Annotated in this window: 21 protein-coding genes and 1 other annotated feature; of the genes, 8 read left to right on the top strand and 13 right to left on the bottom strand. The window is 60.1% G+C overall.

Features of this window, described 5'->3' with window-relative positions; all coding sequences use genetic code 11:
- Positions 1–33 precede the first annotated feature (33 nt).
- Positions 34–801, bottom strand: a complete 768-nt coding sequence (gene cobF / locus FZ934_RS25965) for a precorrin-6A synthase (deacetylating) (RefSeq protein WP_153273659.1) — start codon at positions 799–801, stop codon at positions 34–36.
- 193 nt (positions 802–994) lie between these two features.
- Between cobF and FZ934_RS25970 the strand changes: the two genes are divergently transcribed.
- Genes FZ934_RS25970 through FZ934_RS25995 form a run of 6 tightly spaced genes read left to right on the top strand, consistent with a single transcriptional unit; the run spans position 995 to position 6,694 of the window.
- Positions 995–1,879 carry a dihydrodipicolinate synthase family protein gene (locus FZ934_RS25970; protein ID WP_153273660.1) on the top strand — a complete coding sequence of 295 codons (885 nt, stop codon included), beginning with the start codon at positions 995–997 and terminating at the stop codon, positions 1,877–1,879.
- 5 nt (positions 1,880–1,884) lie between these two features.
- Positions 1,885–2,562, top strand: a complete 678-nt coding sequence (locus tag FZ934_RS25975; protein WP_246737952.1) for a GntR family transcriptional regulator — start codon at positions 1,885–1,887, stop codon at positions 2,560–2,562.
- A 52-nt stretch (positions 2,563–2,614) separates the two neighbouring features.
- Complete coding sequence (locus tag FZ934_RS25980; protein ID WP_153273661.1) at positions 2,615–3,946, top strand: ABC transporter substrate-binding protein; 1,332 nt, start codon at positions 2,615–2,617, stop codon at positions 3,944–3,946.
- On the top strand, positions 3,946–4,887 hold the full coding sequence (locus FZ934_RS25985; protein ID WP_153273662.1) for a carbohydrate ABC transporter permease: 942 nt from the start codon (positions 3,946–3,948) through the stop codon (positions 4,885–4,887). The genes FZ934_RS25980 and FZ934_RS25985 overlap by 1 nt, the downstream gene beginning before the upstream one ends.
- Positions 4,887–5,702, top strand: a complete 816-nt coding sequence (locus FZ934_RS25990) for a carbohydrate ABC transporter permease (protein ID WP_153273663.1) — start codon at positions 4,887–4,889, stop codon at positions 5,700–5,702. The genes FZ934_RS25985 and FZ934_RS25990 overlap by 1 nt, the downstream gene beginning before the upstream one ends.
- Entirely contained in the window at positions 5,699–6,694 is a 996-nt protein-coding gene (locus tag FZ934_RS25995; RefSeq protein ID WP_153273664.1) for a sugar kinase, read from the top strand. The genes FZ934_RS25990 and FZ934_RS25995 overlap by 4 nt, the downstream gene beginning before the upstream one ends.
- A gap of 61 nt (positions 6,695–6,755) precedes the next feature.
- Here the strand turns inward: FZ934_RS25995 and FZ934_RS26000 are convergent, their stop codons facing one another.
- A complete protein-coding gene (locus FZ934_RS26000; protein WP_153273665.1) occupies positions 6,756–8,243 on the bottom strand; it encodes a DegQ family serine endoprotease in 1,488 nt (495 codons plus the stop codon).
- Between the two features lie 367 nt (positions 8,244–8,610).
- Here FZ934_RS26000 and FZ934_RS26005 point away from each other — a divergent pair, with 367 nt between their 5' ends.
- Entirely contained in the window at positions 8,611–8,817 is a 207-nt protein-coding gene (locus FZ934_RS26005) for a CsbD family protein (RefSeq protein ID WP_153273666.1), read from the top strand.
- A 54-nt stretch (positions 8,818–8,871) separates the two neighbouring features.
- Here FZ934_RS26005 and FZ934_RS26010 read toward each other — a convergent pair whose 3' ends face one another.
- Positions 8,872–10,335, bottom strand: a complete 1,464-nt coding sequence (locus tag FZ934_RS26010; protein ID WP_153273667.1) for a SulP family inorganic anion transporter — start codon at positions 10,333–10,335, stop codon at positions 8,872–8,874.
- Positions 10,336–10,401: 66 nt separating this feature from the next.
- Positions 10,402–10,457, bottom strand: a sequence feature (sul1 is cis-regulatory element that is thought to sense ions involved in sulfur or methionine metabolism; They are found in Alphaproteobacteria).
- Positions 10,458–10,692: 235 nt separating this feature from the next.
- On the opposite strand from FZ934_RS26010, the gene ppk2 reads away from it, so the two are divergent.
- Entirely contained in the window at positions 10,693–11,592 is a 900-nt protein-coding gene (gene ppk2, locus FZ934_RS26015) for a polyphosphate kinase 2 (protein WP_432443641.1), read from the top strand.
- A gap of 90 nt (positions 11,593–11,682) precedes the next feature.
- Here the strand turns inward: ppk2 and FZ934_RS26020 are convergent, their stop codons facing one another.
- From FZ934_RS26020 to FZ934_RS26065, 10 genes are all read right to left on the bottom strand, one after another.
- A complete protein-coding gene (locus tag FZ934_RS26020) occupies positions 11,683–12,756 on the bottom strand; it encodes an ABC transporter ATP-binding protein (RefSeq protein WP_153273668.1) in 1,074 nt (357 codons plus the stop codon).
- A 19-nt stretch (positions 12,757–12,775) separates the two neighbouring features.
- Entirely contained in the window at positions 12,776–14,698 is a 1,923-nt protein-coding gene (locus FZ934_RS26025; protein WP_153273669.1) for a glycoside hydrolase family 127 protein, read from the bottom strand.
- Positions 14,699–14,723: 25 nt separating this feature from the next.
- Positions 14,724–15,587 (bottom strand): carbohydrate ABC transporter permease, encoded by an 864-nt coding sequence (locus FZ934_RS26030; RefSeq protein WP_153273670.1) that lies wholly within the window; start codon positions 15,585–15,587, stop codon positions 14,724–14,726.
- On the bottom strand, positions 15,584–16,498 hold the full coding sequence (locus FZ934_RS26035; RefSeq protein WP_153273671.1) for a carbohydrate ABC transporter permease: 915 nt from the start codon (positions 16,496–16,498) through the stop codon (positions 15,584–15,586). Before FZ934_RS26035 ends, FZ934_RS26030 begins: the two co-directional genes overlap by 4 nt.
- 68 nt (positions 16,499–16,566) lie before the next feature.
- Positions 16,567–17,802, bottom strand: coding sequence for an ABC transporter substrate-binding protein (locus tag FZ934_RS26040; RefSeq protein ID WP_113362127.1), 1,236 nt, complete (start codon positions 17,800–17,802; stop codon positions 16,567–16,569).
- A gap of 54 nt (positions 17,803–17,856) precedes the next feature.
- Complete coding sequence (locus FZ934_RS26045; RefSeq protein WP_432443674.1) at positions 17,857–18,810, bottom strand: LacI family DNA-binding transcriptional regulator; 954 nt, start codon at positions 18,808–18,810, stop codon at positions 17,857–17,859.
- 923 nt (positions 18,811–19,733) lie between these two features.
- Positions 19,734–20,057: a hypothetical protein gene (locus FZ934_RS26050; RefSeq protein ID WP_194273835.1), complete on the bottom strand. Its 324-nt coding sequence runs from the start codon at positions 20,055–20,057 to the stop codon at positions 19,734–19,736.
- 359 nt (positions 20,058–20,416) lie between these two features.
- Positions 20,417–22,477 carry an SUMF1/EgtB/PvdO family nonheme iron enzyme gene (locus FZ934_RS26055; RefSeq protein ID WP_153273673.1) on the bottom strand — a complete coding sequence of 687 codons (2,061 nt, stop codon included), beginning with the start codon at positions 22,475–22,477 and terminating at the stop codon, positions 20,417–20,419.
- Positions 22,477–22,857 carry a VOC family protein gene (locus FZ934_RS26060; protein WP_153273674.1) on the bottom strand — a complete coding sequence of 127 codons (381 nt, stop codon included), beginning with the start codon at positions 22,855–22,857 and terminating at the stop codon, positions 22,477–22,479. The genes FZ934_RS26055 and FZ934_RS26060 overlap by 1 nt, the downstream gene beginning before the upstream one ends.
- Positions 22,858–22,871: 14 nt before the next feature.
- On the bottom strand, positions 22,872–24,257 hold the full coding sequence (locus tag FZ934_RS26065) for an ABC transporter substrate-binding protein (RefSeq protein ID WP_246737954.1): 1,386 nt from the start codon (positions 24,255–24,257) through the stop codon (positions 22,872–22,874).
- Positions 24,258–24,262: the final 5 nt, after the last annotated feature.

Here is a 24,262-nt window from a genome sequence, read left to right on the forward strand (position 1 = left end):
TGTCAGCAAGCTCCGGACGGAGGGCAGCGCGGGTCAGAGTTCTTCAAGATCCCGCCCCTTCCGCAGCAGGTAGATATCCATGATCCAGCCGTGGCGCTGTCTGGCCTCGGCGCGCGCCTTCAGGATTTCCTCGGCGACATCACCCAACCGTCCGGAGACGATGATTTCGTCCTCCGTTCCGAGGTAGGCGCCCCAGAAGATCTCCGCATCAGGCTCGTCGATCTTGCGAAAGGACTGGTCGCCATCGAGCATCACGACCGTCGATTCCGATTGCAGGCCAAGCTCCGAAAGACGCCGTCCCGTCGTGATCTCCACAGGCTTGCCGACATGGTTGAGGGGTATGCGATGGCTTGCCGTCAGCGCCTGGACGCTCGTTATGCCGGGAACGACGCTATAGTCGAATTCGATCACCATTCGCTCCCTGGCCCGTTCGATGATGCGGATCGTGCTGTCGTAGAGGCTCGGATCGCCCCAAACCAGAAAGGCGCCGGCACCGTTCGGCGGAAGGCTGAGAATCAGCTCGACATAGCTATCGGCGAGCGAGGCATGCCATTCGGCTACGCCCTGGACGTAGCTTCGCCCTTCCGTCTGACGTTTTGGAACCTCGTAGTCGATGATCGAGCATCGAGGGTTGGAAATGTAGCGCTCGCAGATCTCTCTGCGCACGGACACCAGCCCTTCTTTACCCTCGCCCTTCGTCGGGAGAAACACAGCATCGGCCGCATTCATCGCGTTGATCGCCTGAATGGTAACGTGTTCCGGATTTCCGGTCCCGATGCCGATGATGTGAATATGCCGCAAATGTCCGGTCCTTGGTCGATCTGTCCCCGTATCTGAAACAGCCGAGCCAACTTCGCAAGAGAGGACCCGTGATTTGGCCGGATATTGGGCCCTTCCCGTCGCCTGAACCCGTCCACATCATCGTGGCAGTTTAGATATTTACAACTAACATGTCAGTCTGTTACATCTAACCCGTCAATTGGGAGGAATGAAGTTGACTGAGAAATTCGGGCTGTCCGTTGCGCTTGCCACGCCGTTTGACGCCAATGGTGACATCGACGTCGACGCGATGATCGCACAGGCGAAACGAAGCCTTGCAGCCGGATGTGCAAGCGTCACCCTGTTCGGCACGACGGGCGAGGGCTGCTCCGTCGGCACCCAGGAACGGGAACGCATTCTTGCAGCCCTCATCGGTTCCGGCATCCAGCCTCGAAACATTGTCATGGGCGTGCTGGTCGACGCTGCCGAAGACGCTGCCGCACAAACCGGCCATGCGCTGTCGCAAGGCGTACGCAACATCCTGCTCGCCCCGCCATCCTACTTCAAGAATGTCAGCGATGACGGACTGTTCAATTGGTTCTCCGCGGTGTTCGCGATCCTCGGCGACAAGGCGCGCGACATCATCGTCTACAACATCCCTTCCGTAACCATGGTGCCGTTGACAGTCTCGCTGATTGGCCGCCTTCGCAACGCCTTTCCGGCCGTGGTTACCGGCGTCAAGGATTCGTCAGGCGACTGGCCGTTCACCGAAACGCTTCTCAAGGCGCATGGAGACCTCATCATCCTGATCGGCGATGAGCGGCATCTTGCGAAAGGTGTGAGGCTCGGCGGCCAAGGCGCCATATCCGGGATGGCGAACTTCCTTCCCCACGAAGTCAGGGCGATGGCCGAAGAGGGCACGGACGACGCCCGGATCGAGGACTTCGTTCTGGAGCTTCTGAAATACCCCGTCACGGCAGCGGTCAAGGTCATGGTGGCCCAGCTTACCGGCGATGACGTCTGGCTTACGGTTCGCCCGCCGCTCGTTTCAATATCCGAAGGGGGACAAGAACAGCTTGCTCTTGCCTTCGATTCACTTTTCCGCTCCAAAGCAGCATAGGCGCCATGTACGAGGGTGAGCCGATGGACGGAACGGACGAACAGCCGACACTGCGGGAAAAGGCGTATGAGAGCTTCACACGCCACCTGCTCGCGCGCGACGTCCGTCCCGGTCAGTTCGTCTCCCAGCGCCGGCTTGTCGAGCTGACGGGCCTGACACTTGCGGCGATCCGCGAACTCATTCCCCGTCTCGAGGCGGAAGGGTTGATCAAGACGGTCCCGCAGCGCGGTCTGCAGATTGCCCACATCGACCTGAACCTCATTCGCGAGGCCTTTCAGTTGCGTCTTTTCCTGGAGAAGGAGGCGGTGGCGCTGTTCACACGCTCCGCGTCCGACGAGGCGATCGCGAAGCTCGTGAAGCAGCATCGCGACATCGCTGATGCGATCGCCAATGGCGACGCGTCGCACGAACTGGAAGTCCGCGCCCAGGTCGTCGACTGGGGCATGCACGACGCCTTCATCGACGCACTGGGAAACACGATCATTTCCAATGCCTATCGGGTCAACTCGATCAAGATGCGCCTGATCAGCCAAGAGCGCTTCCGCATCGACGGTCGCGTTGGTCCTGTCATGGGAGAGCACTTGAAGGTTCTGGAAGCAATCGAGCGGCGATCGGCAGAGGACGCCGTCAGCAATCTCGCCGCGCACATCAACCACGCGAGGGATCGCGCACTGAGGATCTAGTTCATAACAAGCCGGAGATGAGGAGATCGACGGCAACAAGAGGAGGAGTTACATGCCATCATCATTTTTGAACCCGACCCGGCGCGGCTTTCTCGCCGGCAGCGCGGCACTCGGCGCCAGCACCCTCGCCGGCCTCCGCCCGGCTGCCGCCGCTGTTGACTGGAAGCGCTTTTCCGGCACGACGCTGGAAGTCAACCTGGTCAAGAGCCCGCGCAGCGAAACGCTGATCAAGTATCTCTCCGAATTCGAAGAACTGACCGGCATCAAGGTCAACGCCGAGGCAACACCCGAGCAGCAGCAGCGCCAGAAGACCACGATTGAATTGAGCTCCGGCAAGCCGAGCTTCGACGTCGTGCATATGAGCTACCACGTCCAGAAGCGCCAATTCGAAAAGGGCGGCTGGCTTGCGGATATCAGCGGTTTCCTGAAGGATCCGTCGCTCACCGATCCGTCTCTCGTCGAAGGCGACTTCGCGGAGGCCGGCATGACCTTCGCAAAGGACAGCGATGGCGTGCTGCGCTCCCTGCCCTTCTCGGTCGACTACTGGATCATCTACTGGAACAAGGCGCTCTTCGAAAAGAAAGGGCTTTCCTATCCGACCACCTTCGATGAACTGGCAAGCGCCGCCGAGGCACTGACCGATCCATCGGCGGGCACCTACGGTTTCGTTGCACGCGGGCTGAAGAACGCCAACACGCCCGTCTGGACGACCCTGCTTCTCGGCCATGGATCGAGCCCGCTCGGGCCGGATGGCAAGCTGCGCACCAACTCCGAAGAGGCGATCGAAGCCGCCAAGCTCTACCAGCGCTTGATGACCAAGGCAGCACCTCCCGGCGTATCAGGCTTCAACTGGGCTGAAGCCCAATCCGCCTTCCTGCAGGGCAAGATCGGCATGTGGCTTGATGGCGTCGGCTTCGCACCGCCGATCGAAAACCCAGAGAAGTCCCGTGTCGTCGGCCAGGTCGGCTACGGCGTCATGCCAAAGGGCCCGAAGGCTCAGGCCGCCGCGACGACAGGAGACGGCCTCGGCGTGGTCGCCGCCAGCCAGAAGAAGGAAGCAGCCTATCTCTTCTGCCAGTGGGCCATTTCCCACGAGATGGGTGCGCGTCTGTTGCAGGCCGGCGCCGGCGTTCCGTTCCGGCAGTCCGTTCTTGATGATGCGAAGGTACGCGAAGGCGTCAAGATGCCGTCGGCCTGGCTCGATGCCGTTGCAGGCTCGGCCAAGGTGTCGCAGCTGGCACTGCCCGTTATCATCCCGGTCACGGAGTTCCGCGACATCTATGGCGTCGGCCTGACCAACATGATCGGCGGCGCCGACCCTGCGGCGGAGCTGAAGAATGCCACGGCTCAGTTCGAGCCAGTTCTGGCACGAAGCGAGGGATAATGGCTTCGGTGAGCATGGAAACCACAGCCGCGGTCAAGGCCGCGGCGAAACAGCGGAGCAAACCGGGCCGGTTTGTTCCCAACTATTGGCCTTTTGTCATTCCCGCTCTGGTCGTTGTGGCGGCTGTGATCGTCTTCCCCTGGGTCTTCACGCTCTGGATGAGTGTCAACAGCTGGACACTGGGCCAGGCTCAGGTCTTCGCCGGGTTGGACAACTATCTCCGCCTGGCGGTTGACCTGCGTTTCTGGGAATCGCTGTGGCATACCGTGCTCTATACGACCCTGTCGGTTGTCGCTCCCCTATTTTTGGGGACACTGGCAGCACTCATCTTCGACGCGCAGTTTCCGTTCCGCGGTCTTCTGCGTGGCGTATTCGTAATGCCGATGATGGCGACTCCGGTCGCTATCGCCCTCGTCTGGACGATGATGTTTCATCCGCAACTCGGCGTCCTGAATTACCTGCTATCCTTCATAGGCATCGGGCCGCAGGAGTGGATCTACAACCAGAAGAGCGTCATTCCCTCGCTGGTGCTGGTTGAGACCTGGCAATGGACGCCGCTTGTGATGCTGATCGTGCTCGGCGGACTCGCTGCCGTGCCGCGCGAGCCCTATGAAAGCGCTGAGATCGACGGCGCAAATGTCTGGCAGAAATTCCGCTACCTGACATTGCCGATGATCGCGCCGTTCCTGATGATCGCGGTCATCATCCGCAGCATCGATGCGGTCAAGAGCTTCGACATCATCTATGCGATGACACAAGGCGGCCCGGGCACTGCCTCGGAGACCATCAATATCTATCTCTACAACACGGCCTTTTCCTACTACGACATCGGATATGGCTCGGCCATGGCCGTCATCTTCTTCGTGCTGATCGTCATGCTCTCCTTCATTCTGCTGAAGGTCAAGCAGCGCGCCAACTGGTCCGACGGGGAGACACGCTAATGAAGCGCAAGGCACTCGATCGGCTTGGACTTTTGTTCGTGGCACTGGTGATGGTCTCGCCGGTGATCCTGTTCTTCCTCTGGATGATCTCGCTGTCTTTGAAGTACGAGATCGACAACGGCGCCTATCCGCCGATCTTCATCCCAGAACGCTTCGCATGGTCGAACTACATCAAGGTGTTCGAGGAGAACAACTTCTTCCTCTATCTCTGGAATTCGGTGCTGGTGACGGGGGCGGCAACACTGCTCGCACTTCTGATCGGCGTTCCGGCCGGCTACGGCATAGCCCGCCTGAAGGCCGAGAAATCGGCGGTCGTCATCATGATCGCCCGCATGACACCCGGCCTCTCTTTCTTGATCCCGCTCTTCCTGCTCTTCCAATGGCTAAACCTGCTTGGCACGCTTTGGCCCCAGATCATTATCCACCTGGTCGTGACCGTCCCGATCGTCGTCTGGATCATGATCGGCTACTTCGAAACGACGCCGATGGAGCTCGAAGAGGCCGCGAGCATCGACGGGGCGACGCCCTGGCAGGTCTTCCGGCTGGTCGCGCTGCCGATCGCGCGGCCGGGCATCGTGGTCGCCTTCATCCTGTCGGTCATTTTTTCCTGGAACAACTTCGTCTTCGGCATCGTGCTTGCGAGCCGGGAAACGCGCACCTTGCCGGTCGCGGTCTACAACATGCTTTCGTTCGAGCAGGTCAGCTGGGGACCGCTGGCCGCAGCGGCCCTTATCGTGACGCTGCCTGTGTTGATCCTGACGGTCTTCGCGCAGCGGCAGATCGTTGCCGGTCTTACCGCAGGTGCCGTGAAGTGACGAACACTGCCGACGATCAGCCGGGGCGGGTACGGCATGTCCTGTGCGTCGGCGCGGCCGTCCTAGACACCCTCTTCAGGGTCCGCACCATGCCCACCGGCCAAGGCAAAGTCCTGCCGTATGAGATGCTGCAGATTGCCGAGGGAATGGCCTCCAGCGCTGCTTTCGCCGTCACAAGGCTTGGCGGCAAGGCCAGCCTTTGGGGTGCGGTCGGAAACGATGATACCGGCGCGCGGATCGTCAGCGATCTGCAGGCCAGCGGTGTTAACACCAACCAGATGCGGCGTGTCGATGGCGCCCGCTCGGCTTTGTCCACAATCCTGATCGATGACGACGGCGAGCGCCTGATCGTGCCCTTCTATGATCGGCGCCTGCATGACGTCGTCCCTTTCGTCAGCGCCGAGGATCTTGCGGATTTCGATGCGGTTCTCGTAGACGTTCGTTGGCCCCAGCTGGCGCAACAGACCTTGCGCGCCGCGCAGCAAGCCGGAATTCCCGCCATTCTCGATGGCGATGTCGCGCCTGACGGCATCATCGAGATGTTGGCGCCCTCGGCAACCCACATCGTCTTTTCCCAGCCCGCCGCCGAGCGAGTTTCGGGATTAAACGATCCGCTGGCGATCGTCATCGCTCTCAAGGAACGGTTCAGCCAGGCCTTCATCAGCGTCACGATGGGCGAGAAGGGCTGCTACTGGTTTGATGGAAAAAGAGGGCTCGTCCGCCACCTGCAGGCGCCACGGATCAAGGCTGTCGATACGCTGGCTGCCGGAGACATTTTTCACGGAACCTTCGCGCTGACCTTGGCGGAACAAATGCCGATGGAAGAGATCATGCGTCTGTCTTCCATGGCGGCGGCCATCAAATGCCAGAGATTTGGAGGTCGGATAGGAGCGCCGACGCGCCCGGAGCTGCACGCCGCGCTCGCGGATTGGCAGCCGGCTGTAGTCGACATGTCCTCGCGAAATTCGCCCGACACCGAGATCAGCTCCTGACGCTCAAAAGCGATCAGGCCGGAGCTGGATGAAACTCCGGCCTGCGATGCGGTCCTGCCTCTCAGGCGGACTTGAAAGGCACAGCCACGAAGGTCTGGGCCCCGCTGCGTTCGATCAGCAGAAGAACCGACTTGCGACCGGCTTTGGCGGCTTCCGCGACCGCATGCTTGACGTCGCTGGCGCCAGCGACCGGCTTGTCGTTGACGGCGACGATAACGTCACCCGCCTGGACACCTGCCGCCGCGGCAGGCTTGTCGGGATTGACGCTCGCGACGAGGGCTCCGGCCGAACCTTTCGGCAGATTAAGTTCCTGCCGGGCGTCCGGTGTCAGGTTCGCAAGACCGATACCGATCGTCGGGCCTGCGTTGGCCTCCGGCTTGGTATCGGCTGCGGCCTGCTGTTCGCCGTCATCGTTGCCGGCAATCGTCACGTTCACATCCGTCGTCTTGCCATCGCGCCAGACGCTCAGTGTTCTTTGGTCACCGGGCGCAAGATCAGCGACCAGACGCGACAGATCCTTCGGCGTCCTGACTTCGCTACGGCCGACGGCGGTGACGATATCGCCCGGCTTTACGCCGGCCTGCGCGGCCGGGGTGTCATCGCTGACGGCAGACACGAGCGCTCCCTGCGCCTTCGACAAGCCGACTGCATCGGCAACGTCCTGGGTGACGGGCTGGATCTGGACACCGAGATAGCCGTGCTCGATGGAGCCACTCGTCTGCAGCTTCGCAACGATCGCCTTGGCCTCGTCGGAAGGAATTGCGAAGCCGACACCGACACTGCCACCGTTCGGCGAATAGATCGCCGTATTGATGCCAACGACATTGCCGGTGCTATCGACGAGCGGCCCGCCCGAGTTGCCGTGATTGATCGGCGCATCGATCTGGATGAAGTCGTCATAGGGTCCACTGTGAAGATCACGCCCGCGGGCCGAGACGATACCGGCCGTTACGGTCGTGCCGATGCCGAACGGATTGCCGATTGCGAGGATCTGATCTCCAAGCTTGAGCTTGTTGGAATCGCCCCAGGCGATCGTGGCAAGCGGCTTCGGTGCATCGATCTTCAGCACGGCCAAGTCAGACTTGGCGTCACTGCCAAGCAGCTTTGCCGGTAACTCCGTGCCATCGTCGAGGGTAACCTTGATGGTCATGGCATGATCGATGACGTGGTTGTTGGTGACGATCACGCCATCAGGGCTGATGATGAAGCCTGAGCCGAGCGCCATGGCATGCTGGCCCTCATTGTGAGGCGCCGGCTTTGGCATCGGAATGCCCTGCTGCCCGAAGAACTGTTGGAACTCGTCGTCGGGTGCGGCCTGCTGCTGGTTATCGCTGACATCGGCTTTCATTGTGGTGGTCACGGTCACGACCGCGGGCTTGTCGGCATCGACCACCGAAGCGAAGGAGCCGCCATTGGCAACAGGGGCGGTGACAGCCGCCGGAGCGGCATTCGCGCTGATATCGAAGGCGTACGGCAAGGCGGCAGCACCGGCTACGATGGCGGCACCGACCAGGGCTGCGGTGCGGTGCTTCAGGAGAATTCTGGGCATGGCAAAGTATCCCTTCAAACGTTGGGTTACGGCGTCTTCTTCCAGCTTCGGAATGGGCGTCGGGGCTCTTGGACGCTAATTTGAACAGAACCGCTTGAGGTAATTCCTGGAATTACTCTTGCCGGCTCAAAGCATCAGCGTTGAAATTTATATGCGCCCGGCAACGTTCGTTTACAAATTAAATGTTGATTACCGTTTCATTGCAAAACCGTAAGTATTACAGGAATTTAATCATTCCTACCCGAGGCCATAGGGCCATACGCCGGACAAGCCGTGGTTACCTCCGCCCGCCCAAATCCGGGCGAAAATGAAACCTTATCCCGCCTGCATCGTTGCCATTTTATCCAAAGCAGAAGGAGGAATATCCATGGATTGGAATCGCGTCGAAGGAAACTGGAAGCAGATGAAGGGCAAGGTCAAGGAACAGTGGGGAAAGCTCACCGACGACGACCTTGATCAGATCGCCGGCAAGCGAGAGCAGCTGGAAGGAAAACTGCAGGAACGCTACGGCCTCGCGAAGGATCGTGCGAAGACCGACATCGACAGCTGGTACGATAACCAGACTTGGCACTAGGGTCCCTGGCCGCCAAACGTTTTAAAGCCCGTCGGGTAGCCGGCGGGCTTCTTTCTATACTTCTCTCAGCGGCGTCGATCCAAGGCTCCCGATCAAGGTCGCACTCGCATCATTCAAGCCGACAACAACGACAGAAGCGTGGTGCTTCCGGAAACGCTCGACGACCTTTTCCAGGGCGGCGACAGCCGTGATATCCCAGAAATGAGCCTCGGATACATCGATTATGACGGCGTCTTCGGCCGCCCCCTGTATGTCGAAGGAATCGACGAACATGTCAGCGGATGCAAAGAACACCTGGCCAGACACGCGATAGGTCAGCTTGCCAGTTGCGGGGTCGGCTTCGGATTTGACCTGAAGCAGCCGCGCAACCTTGAAGGTGAAGAAGACGCCGCTGAGGAGAACGCCCACCGTCACGCCAAGCGCAAGGTTGGCGCTCAATACGGTCACGATGACAGTCGAGAACATCACGATGCTCGATGTCTTCGGATGAACGATCAGCGTCCTCAGGGAGGCCCAGTCGAAGGTGTCGATAGACACCGTCACCATGATTGCCACGAGCGCGGCGACCGGCACCTGGGAAACCCACGGCTTCAACAGGACCATCAGGATCAACAGGAAGGCACCGGCAAAGAGCGTGGATAGCCGCCCGCGACCGCCGTATTTCACATTGCTGACGGTCTGTCCGATCATTCCGCAGCCGGCGATCCCGCCGAAGAGGCTGGCCGCAGCATTTGCCATTCCAAGACCCACGCATTCCCGGTTCTTGGAGCTCGGCGTGCCCGTCAGATCATCGACGACACTCGCCGTCATCAGCGATTCCAGCAGCCCCACCATTGCGATCGCCAGGGCGGGTGGCGCGATGATCGACAACGTTTCCCAGGTCAACGGCACCGTCGGCCATGCGAAGGACGGAAGCGAGTCGGGCAGCTTGCCGAGGTCGGCAACAGTCGGGATCGGCAACTTCAAAGAGACGGATGCCAGCGTCAAAACGAGAATACAGATCAGCGGCGAAGGGATTGCCGTCGAAAGTCGCGGAACCAGGTAGATGATCGCGAGCCCGACCGCCAGCATGGCATAAGCAGTCCAGCCGCCGCCAAGAATATGCGGCAGCTGCGCCGAGAAGATCAGGATCGCCAGCGCGTTTACGAAACCCGTGCGGACCGATTTGGAGACAAACCGCATGAGAGCGCCGAGACGAAGCAGACCGAAGGCGATCTGGAACGCGCCCGCGAGCAGTCCGGCCGCTAGCAGATAGGGCAGCCCATGAGCATGGACGAGCGGAGCGGCCACGAGCGCGACCGATCCTGCGGCAGCCGACACCATGGCCGGCCTGCCGCCGGTGAAGGCGATGACAATGCCGATAACAAAGGAGGCAAAAAGCCCGACCTCCGGATCGACACCGGCGACGAAGGAAAAGGCGATGACCTCGGGGATCAACGCGAAGGTCGCGACCGCCCCGGCTAGAATTTCGCGCGACGGATTGGCGCCCCAATCTCGACGAATGGCTGATAATGGCATGTGAATTGATCTCGCAAAGCTGGCTGATACCGCTATCCAGCGGTTTTGGAAGGCCTGCAGGCTGTGCGTTGTCTGGCGGATCGGCGGCCAGAAGAGCCACCCGGAGTTTCACCGGGTCCAGGGTGAGTTCAAGCGTTATAGTCGAATGCGATTTCGCATGGCAACATCAAAGCCGCGATCACTTCGGAAACGGTCACTCGCAGGCGAAATCGTCGCATGTTGACCTCCTTCGGCGAGATGTCATGCTGCGTTCATGCTTACAAGCTAGATGCCCTTAGGCATCTGGTGTCGAGGCATCGTTAGCCGACAACCGTATCGTGCGGGCACAGCGAGGGGTAAAGGATGAAACCGTCTGACATGAATCAACAGGACTGGCTTGAAGCCGAGTTGGCCGACACGATCGACGAAGACTATGAGCTGGAACTATCCGAGCCGGCCCTGTCCGACGCGATCCGCAAGATCTATCGCGAGGCTCACCCGGCATCGATCCCTCGGCTTGACTATTTCCGTGCGCTCCTTGCGCTTCAGTCCGAGCTGATCAAGCTTCAGGACTGGGTGGTCTACAACAAGGAAAAAGTGGTCGTCATTTTCGAAGGCCGCGACTCTGCAGGAAAAGGCGGTGTCATCAAGCGCATCACCCAGCGCCTCAACCCCCGTGTCGTTCGCGTGGTCGCATTGCCTGCGCCATCAGACCGTGAAAAGACCCAGTGGTATTTCCAGCGCTACGTCCCGCACCTGCCGGCCGGCGGCGAGATCGTCCTCTTTGATCGCTCCTGGTACAATCGCTCCGGCGTCGAACGCGTGATGGGCTTTGCCGACGAGGACCAGGTCGAACAGTTCTTCAATGACGTTCCCGAATTCGAACGCATGCTGGTTCGCTCCGGAATCAGGCTCGTCAAATATTGGTTCTCCATTACCGACGAGGAGCAGCAGATGCGCTTTCTCGTGCGCATCCACGATCCACTGAAGCAGTGGAAATTGTCGCCGATGGATCTGCAGTCCCGCGTTCGCTGGGAATCCTATACCAAGGCGAAGGAAGAGACCTTTGCGCGCACGAATATACCCGAAGCGCCCTGGCATATCGTCGAAGGCAACGACAAGAAGCGCGCGCGCCTGAACTGCATCGACCACCTGCTGCAGCTTATTCCCTACACGGATGTTCCGCACGAGGAAATCACGCTTCCGGACCGCGTCTTCAATCCGGACTACGAACGCAAGGTGCTGCCGCCGGAGCTCTATGTTCCGAGCAAATACTGAGCGAATTTGGACAAACGGATGATATCTGCCTGACATCAGGCGGATATCAGACCCTCGGTGAAGTCTGCGGGCGTCAGCAAAAGACAGAGGTTAGCGCATGCGAATTCCCGCTTCATCGAAGTAACGGCATTTGTCTGATGGCGCCGAAAGCGCAATTTCCTGCCCTTCTTCAATGTCAGGACCATCGCGCTGCTCGACAACCAGGCTTTGTCCATCCGCAAGCGTGCAGTAGACGTAGCGCAGCCCGCCAAGATACTCCGTGAATTCGACCGTCGCGCGGATCGCGCCGCTACCTTCGGTGACCTGAAAGTGCTCAGGTCTGATCCCGAAAATCAGCTTGTCTCCGATATCAGGTTGCTGGCCGCCGAAACCCTCGGCTGGAAGATTTTGTCCGCCGACGGTCAGCTGGCCGTCCCCGCGCCAGACGGCATTGAGCAGGTTCATTCGGGGTGAGCCGATAAAGCCCGCAACAAAGACATTGGCGGGGTTTTCGTAGACCTCCCTCGGCGTGCCGGTCTGCTCGATCCGGCCATCTCTCAGCACGACGATCTTGTCCGCAAGCGTCATCGCTTCCGTCTGGTCATGGGTGACATAAATCATCGTATTCGCAAGCTTGCGATGCAGCTTGGCGATCTCGATGCGCATCGAAACACGCAGTTCGGCGTCCAGATTGGACAGAGGTTCATCGAAAAGGAAGACATCAGGCTCGCGCACGATCGCACGGCCGATCGCCACGCGTTGCCGTTGGCCGCCGGAAAGCTGTCCCGGGCGGCGGTCGAGCAGGTGGTCGATCTTGAGCACACCCGACGCATGTCCGACGCGGCGGGCGATTTCCGCCGCGTCGGTGTTTGCCATCTTCAATCCAAAACCAAGATTATCGCGGACGCTCATATGCGGATAAAGCGCATAGGACTGGAAGACCATGGCGATACCGCGCTCGGATGGATCGAGATCCGTGACGTCACGGCCCTTGATCACGATCTCTCCCGACGTCACGTCCTCAAGACCCGCGATCATTCGCAGGAGAGTCGACTTGCCGCATCCGGAGGGACCGACGAAGACGACAAACTCGCCTTCGTCGATGGCAAGATCGATCCCGTGAACGACTTGCAGGCTGCCGTAGCTCTTGCGGACGTCACGCAATTCGACACTTGTCTGTTTCATGTGTCGTGCCCCTGACCGCCTACTTGTCCGCCTGAACCCAGACGAGCATCTCGCCCGGCTCGCGATTATCCCACAGATGGTAAGGCACGAACCGTGCCTTGGCGGACGCGCGCTTGGCGGGTTCGCTGCGATAAAGCGGCGTCCCCCAATCCGACGCATCCTCGCGCATGACCTCGACGTCGACGGCAACGGCCCCGTTCAGGTCTCCAAGGACGCTTGTCTGCGCGGCTGGCAGCTGTCGCGGCAGCACGATCGCGTTCAGATCCTTGCCGTTGTCGACTTCCTCGGCGCAATAAACGAGCGGTCCGCGCATCAGTGCCACGCGTCCGACGTCCTGTCTCACCTTGGGGTTTGCATATTGCGGGCGAAGCGCCAGCGGCAGATCAAGCGCCAGGCGATCGCCGTCAGTCCACTCCCGTTCGAGGCGGACATATCCGTCGACCAGATGGGAGCCAACGTCGACCTTTTCACCGTTAATGGTGAGCGTTGCCCCGATAGCCCACTCCGGCACGCGGAGCGACAAGGCGAAATTAGAGCGCGCCTTGAGCCCGACCTTGAACTCAACCGAGCCCTCCCACGGGTAGTTGGTGTTCTGCGTCAGCTCAACCTCGCTGCCATTTGCAAGGCTGAAGCTTGCCTTGCTTTCACCGTACAAATGAACCGCGATTTCATCGTCGGCTGCAGCATACATGTACGAACCGATTGACGTCACGAGGCGCGCGATGTTCGGAGGGCAGCAGGGGCAATGGTGCCAGACCCAGCGGTGATGCTTGCCGCTGCTTTCGAGTGGGTTGTCGTAGAAGAACGTCTTGCCGTCGATGGACAGGCCCGGCAGCGCGCCGTTGTAGAGCGCTTGCTCCATGATGTCGCCGTAGCGGCGGTCGGGGCCTCGGCCCAGCATGCGGCTCGCCCAGAATACGAGGCCAACCGATGCGCAGGTCTCGGCGTAAGCCGTGTCGTTCGGAAGGTCGAAGTAGTCTGTGAAGCCTTCGTTGCTGGCCGCAGGACCGATCCCGCCGGTGACGTACATCTGCTTCGTCGTCAGATCGTCCCAGAGCGCTTCCAGTGCCTCGGTCAGGGTATCGTCATTATATTCGGTGGCGATGTCTGCCATGCCGGAATAGAGATACATCGCGCGGACGGCGTGACCCACCACCTTGCGCTGATCGCGCACCGGCTGATGCGCCTGACCGTATTCGTAGGTCTTCTGAATGAAGCTTGCCGGATCGCGGCCATCGCGGATTGCTTCGTCGGTGAAGAAGTGCGGCTCACGACCGCGCTCGTCGACAAAGAATTTTGCGAGGTCCAGGTACTTCTTTTCACCCGTCACGCGGGCAAGCTTGACCAGCGCAAGTTCTACTTCCTCGTGGCCGCAATAACCGGGAAGCTGGCCTTCGCCATGTCCGAACACCTTAATCATGTAGTCCGCAAAACGGATCATCACGTCGAGAAGCTTCCGCTTTCCGGTCGCCTGATAATAGGCAACCGCCGCTTCCATCAGATGGCCGGCACAATAGAGTTCGTGATGATCGCGCAGATTGGTCCAGCGCCGCTCCGGCTGGACACGCTGGAACCACGCATTCACATAGCCATCTTCATCCTGCAGCTTCTCATAAAGGTCGATGATGGCGTCCGCACGGGCTTCGAGCTTGGGATTGGGCTGCCTGTAGAGCGAATAGGCGATCGTCTCGATGGATTTGCCGAGATCGGAGTCCCAGAACATCTGCGTCGTGCCGCCCCACGGCTGGATGGGAATGACGATACCGGGGCTCGGCTGATCGACATCGATGGCGCGCAGCATGCCTGCCTCGACGCACCGGTCGAGCAAGGTTTCGGCTGTGGAATTGCATACCGCATCCTGCCACTTGCCCCAGAAGCCGGACAGTGAAACGTCGGGAACGCCGACGGGGCGAAACTGGCGGTTTGTCTTTGATTTTGTCATCGGATCATCTTCACTTTCGGTTGGATCATTTCACCGCGCCGGCCATCAGCCCGCGCATGTAGTAGCGTTGCAGAAGCAGAAATACGAAGAGGCAGGGCACCACCATGACGGCCACACCGGCCTGGACGGCACCCCAATTGATGGCGCCGAGACGCCCCGCCCGCACAGCCGTCATCAGGACCGGCAGCGTGTAATTGTCGTTGGAAGAGAGAAGGACGAGGGCCGCGAAGAATTCGTTCCAGGCGTTCAGGAACGCGAAGATCGCGACCGTCGCCACCCCCGGCATGACCAGCGGCAGCAGGACCCGGACAAGAAGCTTCAGGTCACGCGCCCCATCGATACGCGCCGCCTCCTCAATCTCCTTCGGCACGGCATCAAAGGCGTTTCGCATCATGAAGACGGAGAACGGCAGCTGAAGCGTCACGTAGACGAGCGTCAGGCCGAACAACGAATTGTTGAGCCCGAGACGCGCCAGGATGATAAAGAGCGGTGTCAGGATGGATTGGAACGGGATCATCAGCGTCGCGATGATCAGAACGAACATCACGTTCTTCAGGGGAAAGCGATACCGCGAGAAGCCGTATCCGGCGAGAAGGCTGACGACAACGGTCAGGAAAACCGTGCCGGTCGAGACGACGAAGGAGTTCAGCATGTGGCGCCAGATACCGGAGCCAAACGTGTCGAGTGCCCGGTAGGCATCAAAGCTTACGCCCGTGGTCGGCCAGGGCGGCAGCGGCGGCAATCCCGCCTCCGCATTCGGCCGGAACGAGGAGAGAAACGTGATGACGAACGGTGCGAGGAAGAAGAACGCAGCCCCCAAACCGATGCCGTGATAGCGCACGGCGGCCCATCGCTGGCGTCGAAGACGCATGTCGGCTTTCGTTGTCATGGCCGCTCGTCCCCTACCCTCAGCAGCCACAGCTGAACGACGCTGATGGCGACAAGAATGGCGAGCAATGCAATCGAGAGGGCTGCGCCGTATCCCAGATTGAACGAGACGAACGACTGGTTGAATATGTAGTAAACCACGGAAATCATGCGATTTTGCGGACCGCCGCTGGTCATGATGTAGAATTGGTCGAATGCCAGGATCGAGCCGGTGACAGACAAGATGAGCGCCAACGCGATCGTTCTGCGCATGAGCGGCAGCGTCAGATACCGGAACCGCTGCCAGCGGCCGGCTCCGTCGATCCGTGCCGCTTCCGTCAACTCTGTCGGGATCGCCTGCAATCCGGTCACCAGAATGATCATCGTGAAGCCGGCGATCTTCCAGACCACCATGGCTATGACAGTCAGGAAGGCGGCATCGAACGTGGCCAGCAGGTTGACCTTGCCTGATGTCAGTCCGAGGCGTTGCAGAAGAGGACCGAACAGACCGCTATCGACATTGGCGAGCCACACCCAGAGCAGGGAGGCCGACGCAAGCCCAACGACGACGGGAAGGAAGATGGCGGTACGATAGAACGAAATGAAAGGACGATGCCGCTCGACGAAGAGAGCCAGCGGAAACGCGACGGCGAAGATCGCGATCGTCACGAAGAACGTATATTTCGCCGTGAAAGTCAGAGCCTGCAGGAACCGGATGTCGGAGAACATGCGTGTATAGTTCTGCAGGCCGCTCCAGGTCGGCTGGCCGAGCAGCGGCCACTTGTGCAGGCTCATCCAGACCGTGAACAGGACTGGCAGCACGAAGAAGACCAGAACGAGGGCCATTGCCGGCGCGATATAAAGCAATCCGCGATAGCCGCTTTTCCTTCGGACCGGGCGGCGATGGGGTCCTGCCGTCTGAGTTGACGTCATCCTGAATTCTTCCGCTATGTGCTTTGAAAAACCGGGAGGGAGATCCCTCCCGGCGCATGAGGACAGGCTCAGTTTGCCGCATCGATGATCGACTGCATCTCCGCTTGCGCGTTGGAGAATGCACCGTCGACATCGCTGCCGTAGATCGAGGCGTTGATGAAGGTCGCCCACGGGCCGTTCGACGAGTTGATCAGGTCATTGAACTGAAGCGTGTAGGGCGTCTTGGCGACTGCGATAGCCTCGATGCCGACCTTGAGGCGCGGATCGAGTCCGTCGAGCACTTCGTTGGCGATATCACCGCGGGTCGGCAGGCTGCCGAACTTCGCCATGATCTTCTGACCTTCGACGGAATAGGTGTATTCCAGGAACTTCTTGACGGCATCGAGCTTCGGCGTTCCCTTCGTCACCACGAAGTTATCACCACCCGCGAAGGATGAAGGCTTGCCATCGACGCCCGGAATCAGCGTCACACCGAAGTTGATCTCCGGGTGCTGCGTGACCAGGGTACCGATCGCAAACGCGCCCAGACTTTGCTGGCCGATCTTGCCGTTGGTGAAGCTCAGGAAGTTCACGCCATTGTCGCTTGCAGAGCCGGCGGGAACCGTATCCTTGGCTACCAGGTTGCGATAGATATCGACAGCCTTTCGCATTTGCGGCGTGTCGAGCGTGGCCTTCTTTCCATCGGCTGACAGAATGTCGGCGCCGGCGCCCCACACCAGCGGTGTGAACGTGAAGATCATGCAGCCGCCGCAGCCACCACCCGAGAAGTAGAAGCCATAGGTGTCGCCGCCGAGAGCACGAATCTTCTCAGCGTTCGCCGTGATCTCCTCCCAGGTCTTCGGCGCCTTCTCCGGATCGAGGCCCGCCTTCTTGTAGAGGTCCTTGTTCCAGGCAAAGATCGAGGTCTCGACCGAAAGCGGCATGCCGTAGATCTTGCCGTCGTAGGTTCCGAGCTTTACGTGCGAAGGCGACAGCGAATTGAAGTAGGGCAGCGCCTTAGCCCAGTCCGACAGATCCTCAAGCTGACCTGCCGCTGCGAAAGCCGGCGTATAAATCAGATCGAGCGACAGGGCATCCGGCGCCTGGCCGCCCGCAACCGCGGTTGCGTATTTCTGGACCAGTTCCGAGAACGGCACTTCGGTCATTTCGACCTTGTCGCCGCCCTTGTCGTTGAAGGCCTTGACGACTTCCTTGAAGGAATCGCCGATCCCTGAGCGTACCCACATCGAGATGGTCTCGGCAGACGCCGTCGAGGCCATGTAAAGAGACATCAGAGCTGCGATTGCAAACTGTCTTTTCAGCATTTCCACTCCTCCCATTGGCGGATCGCTCCCGACGATCCGATTTCAGATCACTCTTTAGTCTTGCGCGCCTCCGCACGATTTCCGGACGACGAGCTTGCAGGGCAGCTTCCTCACCCCACCCTCGACCGTCTTTCCTTCCGAAAGCGCAAGCACCATGAGACCGGCCTGACGGCCGAGCTCCCTCAAGTTCATATCGATCGTCGTCAGCGGCGGCCGCGTTTGGGCCGCGACGATCTCCCAATTGTCAAAGCCGATGACCGAGACCTGTTCGGGCACAGCCACATTGCGTTCGCGCAGCGCATCGACCACGCCGCGGGCGATCTGGTCGTTGCCGCAAACGATTCCGTCCGGCCGTTCCCGACCACTTTGCCAAATGTTTGCGATAGCCCGGTGACCCCAAAGCTCGGACCACTCGCCATGCATGACCACAGCGTCGGGCCCGGCCGCCTCGCGAAACGCATCGGCACGCTCGCATGCGGACTGAAAGCTGTCCGGACCGGTGATATGAACCAGACGCGATCGACCGAGACCGCGCAGCCATTCGGTCGCGAGCTGCGCACCCTGTTCGTCATCGGAGGTCAGCGTCACGCTTCCAGTCGCGCCTTGCGTGAAGGCGTAGACGACCGGCACCGGCAACCCCTCCAGATCGACAGGAAGCGAGCGATCAATCCGCTTGCCTGTCGCGATGATCCCATCGACCTGCTTGTCGAGCATTGCATCGACGTGCACCTTTGCGAGCGTCGGATCATCCTCGATCGCGCAGAGGAAAACCGAGACGCCGTGATCGACAAGAGCCTCGGAAATGCCGGCCATGACAGGCAACGTGAAGCGCCCGTAGGTATCGTTCGTCAGAAGTCCGACGGTAAAGCTGCGGCTCGACAGAAGTCCGCGCGCCAACGCATTGGGGCGAAATCCTGTTTCTCTCGCAAGGCGCTGGATCCGCTCGCGCGTCTCGGCTGCCATCCGGCCATTGCCGTTCAGCGCCTTCGACACCGTCGAGACACTCACACCGGCAGCTTTTGCCAGGTCGTGAATGGTCACACGCGCACTTTTGCTTTGAACCGCAGCCAGAATTGCCTCCTCCCAGAAACACGATGAGAAAACCTTTTCTCATTCGATCCGTCAATAAGAGAAAACGTTTTCTCAGAAATTTCTCATGGAATGGTTCGGAATACCAACCAAGGTTCCAGCTCCGGTTGACCCGGATAGCCGCCATCTCGTTTTGAAGTCGATCTCAATAGAGCGTGGGACGCAGCTCCGCCGGAGCAGGCCTGAGACTTGCACGTCCGGAAGCCCCCTTGCCGAACGGGAAGGTCTACGTTTCGCGCCGCCTTCACGACGAATATTGCAACATGCCGGATGGAAAGCTGACAGGTATTGAGCGATGCTATAGCCGCTTAGTGGTCTTCAATGTCCACAATCACCAGTGGGAAGGTTCCGGCCGCTTCACCGAGCAGGAACAGGCTCCGGATATCAACATCGGACACCTTCTCCATGGATCGACCGCGTCAGGCCTTCGTCGTGGAACCAGTGCTCGCACACTCCCGTCCTTCGCAATCGGCGGGAGGTCGTCGGACGTGTGTTAGAACATCGCCTTCAAGGGAAGGGTGAATACACCCGGTTCACGAGCACGCCGATGCGAACGATATGCCCGGTGGCGGACGCCTGTATGTCGGCTGTCCGTGCCATCCCTATTCGCAGATATCGAAAAGACCGGCGCGACCGCAGCGTCGCGCGAGTTGGTACGCACGCAAATGCTGCGTCCGGCGGCGGCTACCGTGGCGTCCATTCCAAAAGCAACCGCGGCCACCCAGCGAAAAAAGAGCAACAAGCCCAGCACGACTGACAGTCAGCTTCGTCCAACTCCCGTGGATGTTGGGGTGCCTGCGCCGATCTGCGGCTAACGCTCTTTTACCGCCCGGCTTGCACTGTCACTTGTGCTTGAGGAGCCAAAGTTTGCCGGCCATCGTGATTTTCTGCGGAGCCGTCGCACCGGGCGAGCCGTCGACGCTCTCAAGAAGGCCAAGCTCTTGCAGCCGCTCGACGGTAGCGGTGGTTGCTGTTTTCACCTTGATCGGGCGCTCCTTGAATCGGTCCGAGCGTGCATACGTGACCGTCGCATCCAGGTGCGTCCAGGTCTTTGCATTCTGCGGATGGAGATCGCCCAGCTTCGCAAGTTTCAAGGCTGAGGTCTGACCCGGCGTCAAAGCGACTAGGAGCGCCTCCGAGGTGGCAGAGTTGGGAGCTTGGTTCATTTTGTTCTATTCGCTTCTAAGCAGCCCTCACGGGCAGTCAAGGATGTGCATGAAAGTCTCCGCGCCACAAACGCAGAGCGTCTAATGATTTCGAAAGAGGATGTTCGCAGTTACGGCGAATGCGCAGACCAAAGGTCGGCAACTCAAACTATCGATTGTTCCTAGTACGGCAGTCTAGATTTCGCGTCAAGTTGACGGCTGGCCCAGGTGTACTGCGAGCGTCCTACTCTTTCCAACTTTTGTTCGCGGGAGCGACACCGATCGCCTCAAAGGCGGCGCCACCCCTCCCTCTGTGGCTACGCCTCTAGAGCCAAACCATGGAAGCAATTCTTGGCGGATCACTCGCCAAGAGATGCGGATCATGACACGACAACGCGAAACCCGTTGCCGCGCCAGAAGCCATCAGGCTCGAGGCTGCCGCGATAGGTGCAACACGCTTTCATCTTGTTGCTTGAAAAGCAACCGCCGCGCAGGACGCGGCGAACCGCTGGTCCCGCATCATCTGCCTCACGCCCATCGTCGCCATAGGGGTATCGGAAACTTGGCGTCGCCATGTCCTCGCCCCACAGTGTCGTACACCATTCCCACACCTGTCCGGTCATGTCGTAACAGCCAAAGGCGGAACGCCCCTTGGGAAACAGGCCGACGGTACAGGTGTTGTTCAGTCCCGCCTCTTCGGAATTAGCCGCATCCGCGATCCACTGGCGCCCCCAGGGATAGACGATCGTTTCCGCGCCTAAGTCGGGCTGGTCGCCACGCGCTGCCCGCTCCCATTCCGGTTCGGTCGGAAGCCGGACGATGTCGTCGGGGCCGATTTTTCCCTGCGCGCGCCAGCGATCGGTCAGCCAGTCGCAATAGGCTCGCGCATCGCGCCAGGTCAGATCGGTCGCCGGGGCGTTTCGGCGGTCCTCGGCGAGACCATCAGGGCTGCGCCAGAGCCGACCGGTATCGCGCGAGAAGGCGGCGTAGGCGGAATTGGTGACGGGATAGAGGCCGATGCGGAACGCCCCGACCTCGACCGCTTGCGGGGGCGCGGAATTCGGATGCGTATCGGAGCCGAGGACACACACACCCGCTGGCACTTGCGCGAGGGCCTCGAGGTCGCGCGGATCACCCCAGGCCGACAGTATTCGGCCGGCGCTTTCGCGCTCGGGGATCGACAGCGCACCATAGCCGACAATATCCAGAAGATGGACGGCGATACGATCCCTCGATGGTCCCGCCTGTGTTCCGAGGCCCGCCGCGAGCAATGCGCCACGGCGCGCGTCATCACCATCGCCCGCGATGAGCGCTTCGATGAGCGTATCCGCGGCTTCCGAACCCTTAAGGCGCCTGGCGAGACTTTGCAGGACCGGCATCCAAAGGGTGGGTCGCGAGCGGAACGCCTGAACGGCAGTCGCAGCAGGCAACGTGGACAAATGGCGCGCCGCCAACAATTGACGCACACGTGTCACCGGAAATAGCCCCGCTTCATCGAGTGTGCCCGAGAGCGCATCGAAGGCGAGCCCGCAAAGGAAATTGGCGGTTTGCGTGTCCCCGGCAAGCTTGGCCAGCCAACGATCCGTTATGGCCTCCGCGGTGTCACCCTCGTCGTGGCCATGAAGAGCCATCACGAACTGCGCCGGATTTCCGGCCGCCGCGCCAAGCGCTGCTCTCTCCTGTTCCAGATCAAGGCCGGCGAGTCTCTTGCCGGCTTCAAGCCGTTGAACCCGGGACAGCGGTAGCAAATCATAGCGCGCAAGAGCAGGCGGCAACGCCCAACTCTTCACGGCAGCCTGCTCCCCCAGCGCAAGCAGCCGAACGCGTGGGAAACGCGCCTGAAAAGCCAGTGCCTGCTCTAGCAGAACCGGCCCTTGATCACCGGCGGCCTCGATTCCGTCCAGCATCACAAGAAGGGTTGCATCCGACGCCACCCAAGCTTCACTCGACAGCAGGGTATCAAGGCCGGGTAGCACTTCGTCGAGCAATTCCCGGACGTCAACTCCGGGCTTGATTGCCACGTACAGCGGAAGAACGTGGTCGAGATCCCAATGCTCCTCATGCACGGCGCCGAATTCGTTGCGCGCCACTGGCAGCGGCACCAGACGTTCGCCAGCAAGCGCCAACGCCAGGTGCTGCGCGAAGCTGGTTTTGCCACCGCCGGTTTCCGCGGTCAGAACAAGGGACGCATGATCACGCACCATCTCCAGCGCGGAGAAATACACCGCAGGTTCCGGCTCCGACTGGTCTTTGAGCTTTCGCAGGCCCTTGGCAGCCTTGTCCTCGAAGCTGAAGTTGACGAGCAGTGGAATATAGCCGGTCCGCAAGTCCGCAACGGATCCGTCTGGCAAGGTCAGCAGTGCGCGCTGCCCATACGCGCGCGCCCTGGAGAAGAGCGCATCGCGCAGACTGGCGGGGGTGGTCGTCCCAACTGACGTCATCAGAACAGCTTTGCTACATCAGGATTATGAAAGCGCTGGATTTCGATCGCGTAGCCTGCCGGGTCCTCGAAGAAGAAGTGCTCGCAGTAATTGCCCCGCAATATTTCCGACAGGCCGGTCACGCCGGCATCCGACACGCGCTTATGCCAACCTTCCACATCCTGCGCGACGATCGTCAGCAGGACCGCACTCTTTTGCTGATGCTTGAGGTGCCCGCGGTTGCCGTCGACGATACCAAAATAGCACTTTCCAGCTATGCGATAGATGCGCGCGAGCCCCTGATCCAATACCAGCTCGAGACCCAATACATTCTCGTAGAACGGTGCGACGGCGTGGATATCTTCGTAATAGAAGAAGGTGATCGAGTAGTCCTTTTCCATTTTCGCGTCCTGCATTATTCGATGTTTAGAGTGCCCTTGTGGTCGATCGTAAGACCGGCGATACCCTTGCGCATCGCAAAGACGTCGATCGGATGGACCAGATACAGCCACGGCGGGTTCTGGTGGAGACGAGTGAGGCAGCGAGCGTAGGCGAGCTCCCTGGCATCGTCGTCGACGGCACGGTTTGCAGCCGAAATCAGCCCCTCGGTCTCCAGATCGTCGAAACCTTGCCACCAGACCGCCTTTGTCGCGCTGGAGATCTTGTCGTTCAGGATGCGGAATGTGCTATGCGGCGACGAGTCGAAGATCGCCATGTCTCCCATTTCCTTGCGGCCGATCTGCCGGGCGTATTCGGGTCGATCGAGTTCGGTTTCGACCTCGACCTTGAGGCCGACCGCTTCGAGCGCAGCGCCGACGAAACGGCTGACTTCCGGCGCCCTCTCCGGCATGAACGTCGGGGTGCGCAAGGTCAAGGTAGCACCGGCATCGACGCCATCAAGCAGCCGCCGAGCCTTTTCTGGATCATAGGCGATCGGCCGCAGGTCGGCGCGCTTCGCACCAAGGTGGAATGGGCTGACGATTGTGGAGGATGGGACTGCCAGCCCGTGGAAGATCTCGTCGGCGATCAGTGCCGTATCGACCGCATGATTGACCGCCAAGCGCGCTTCGGGTGAGCGGAACATGCCCTGCTGGCAATTCAGGTAGTACATGACCGACAGCGTGTTGACGGCCTTTCCCCAAGCAAAATTCTCATCGAAATCAAAGCGCTTCTCGATCCGTTCCAGGTTGAGCGCTGCGTCGATGTCGCCGCATAGCAGGGAGTCGTAGCGCGCTTCAGCGTGTCGGTCGGCCAACGCGACGATCCGCTGTGGGCCGCTGCCCGAGCCGGCTTTCGCCAGCACCGCGCGCCTGCCCGCCTCGAACTCCTCGACGCGATAGCGGCCGGTGCCGAGGACGGGCAAGCCAACCTCGTCCAACCGGCAGATGTAAAACTCCGAGAAAATGTCGAGAATGTCGGCGATCGGCTCAGGGTTCTCTACCCGAACCACGCCCCCGCTCTCAGCGGTAATCCGGGCGTCGGCGAGATAACGCGCATAGGACCACTTCATCCCGAAGGTATCGACTGCCTGCAGAATACCATCGATAAAGCCGATGATATCCTCGGCCACGCACGGCTTCCCGTCATGGAACGTCGCGCCATCTCGAATGAAGAACCGCCAGATGCGACCGTCATCGGAATGAGACCAACGCGAGAACAGCGCCGGGCGTACAAACCCGTTATCCCATTTCAGAAGCGGTTCGAAAACGAGGTTCTTCAAGGTCAGAACACTGGTGTCGTCGGTGACACGCGTGGGCGGAAGAAAGTCGACTTTCTCGAGGCTGATCGTCAGTGTGTCCAAGATGA

Origin of the sequence: Rhizobium grahamii, from assembly GCF_009498215.1 — a bacterium.
Lineage (GTDB): Bacteria > Pseudomonadota > Alphaproteobacteria > Rhizobiales > Rhizobiaceae > Rhizobium > Rhizobium grahamii_A.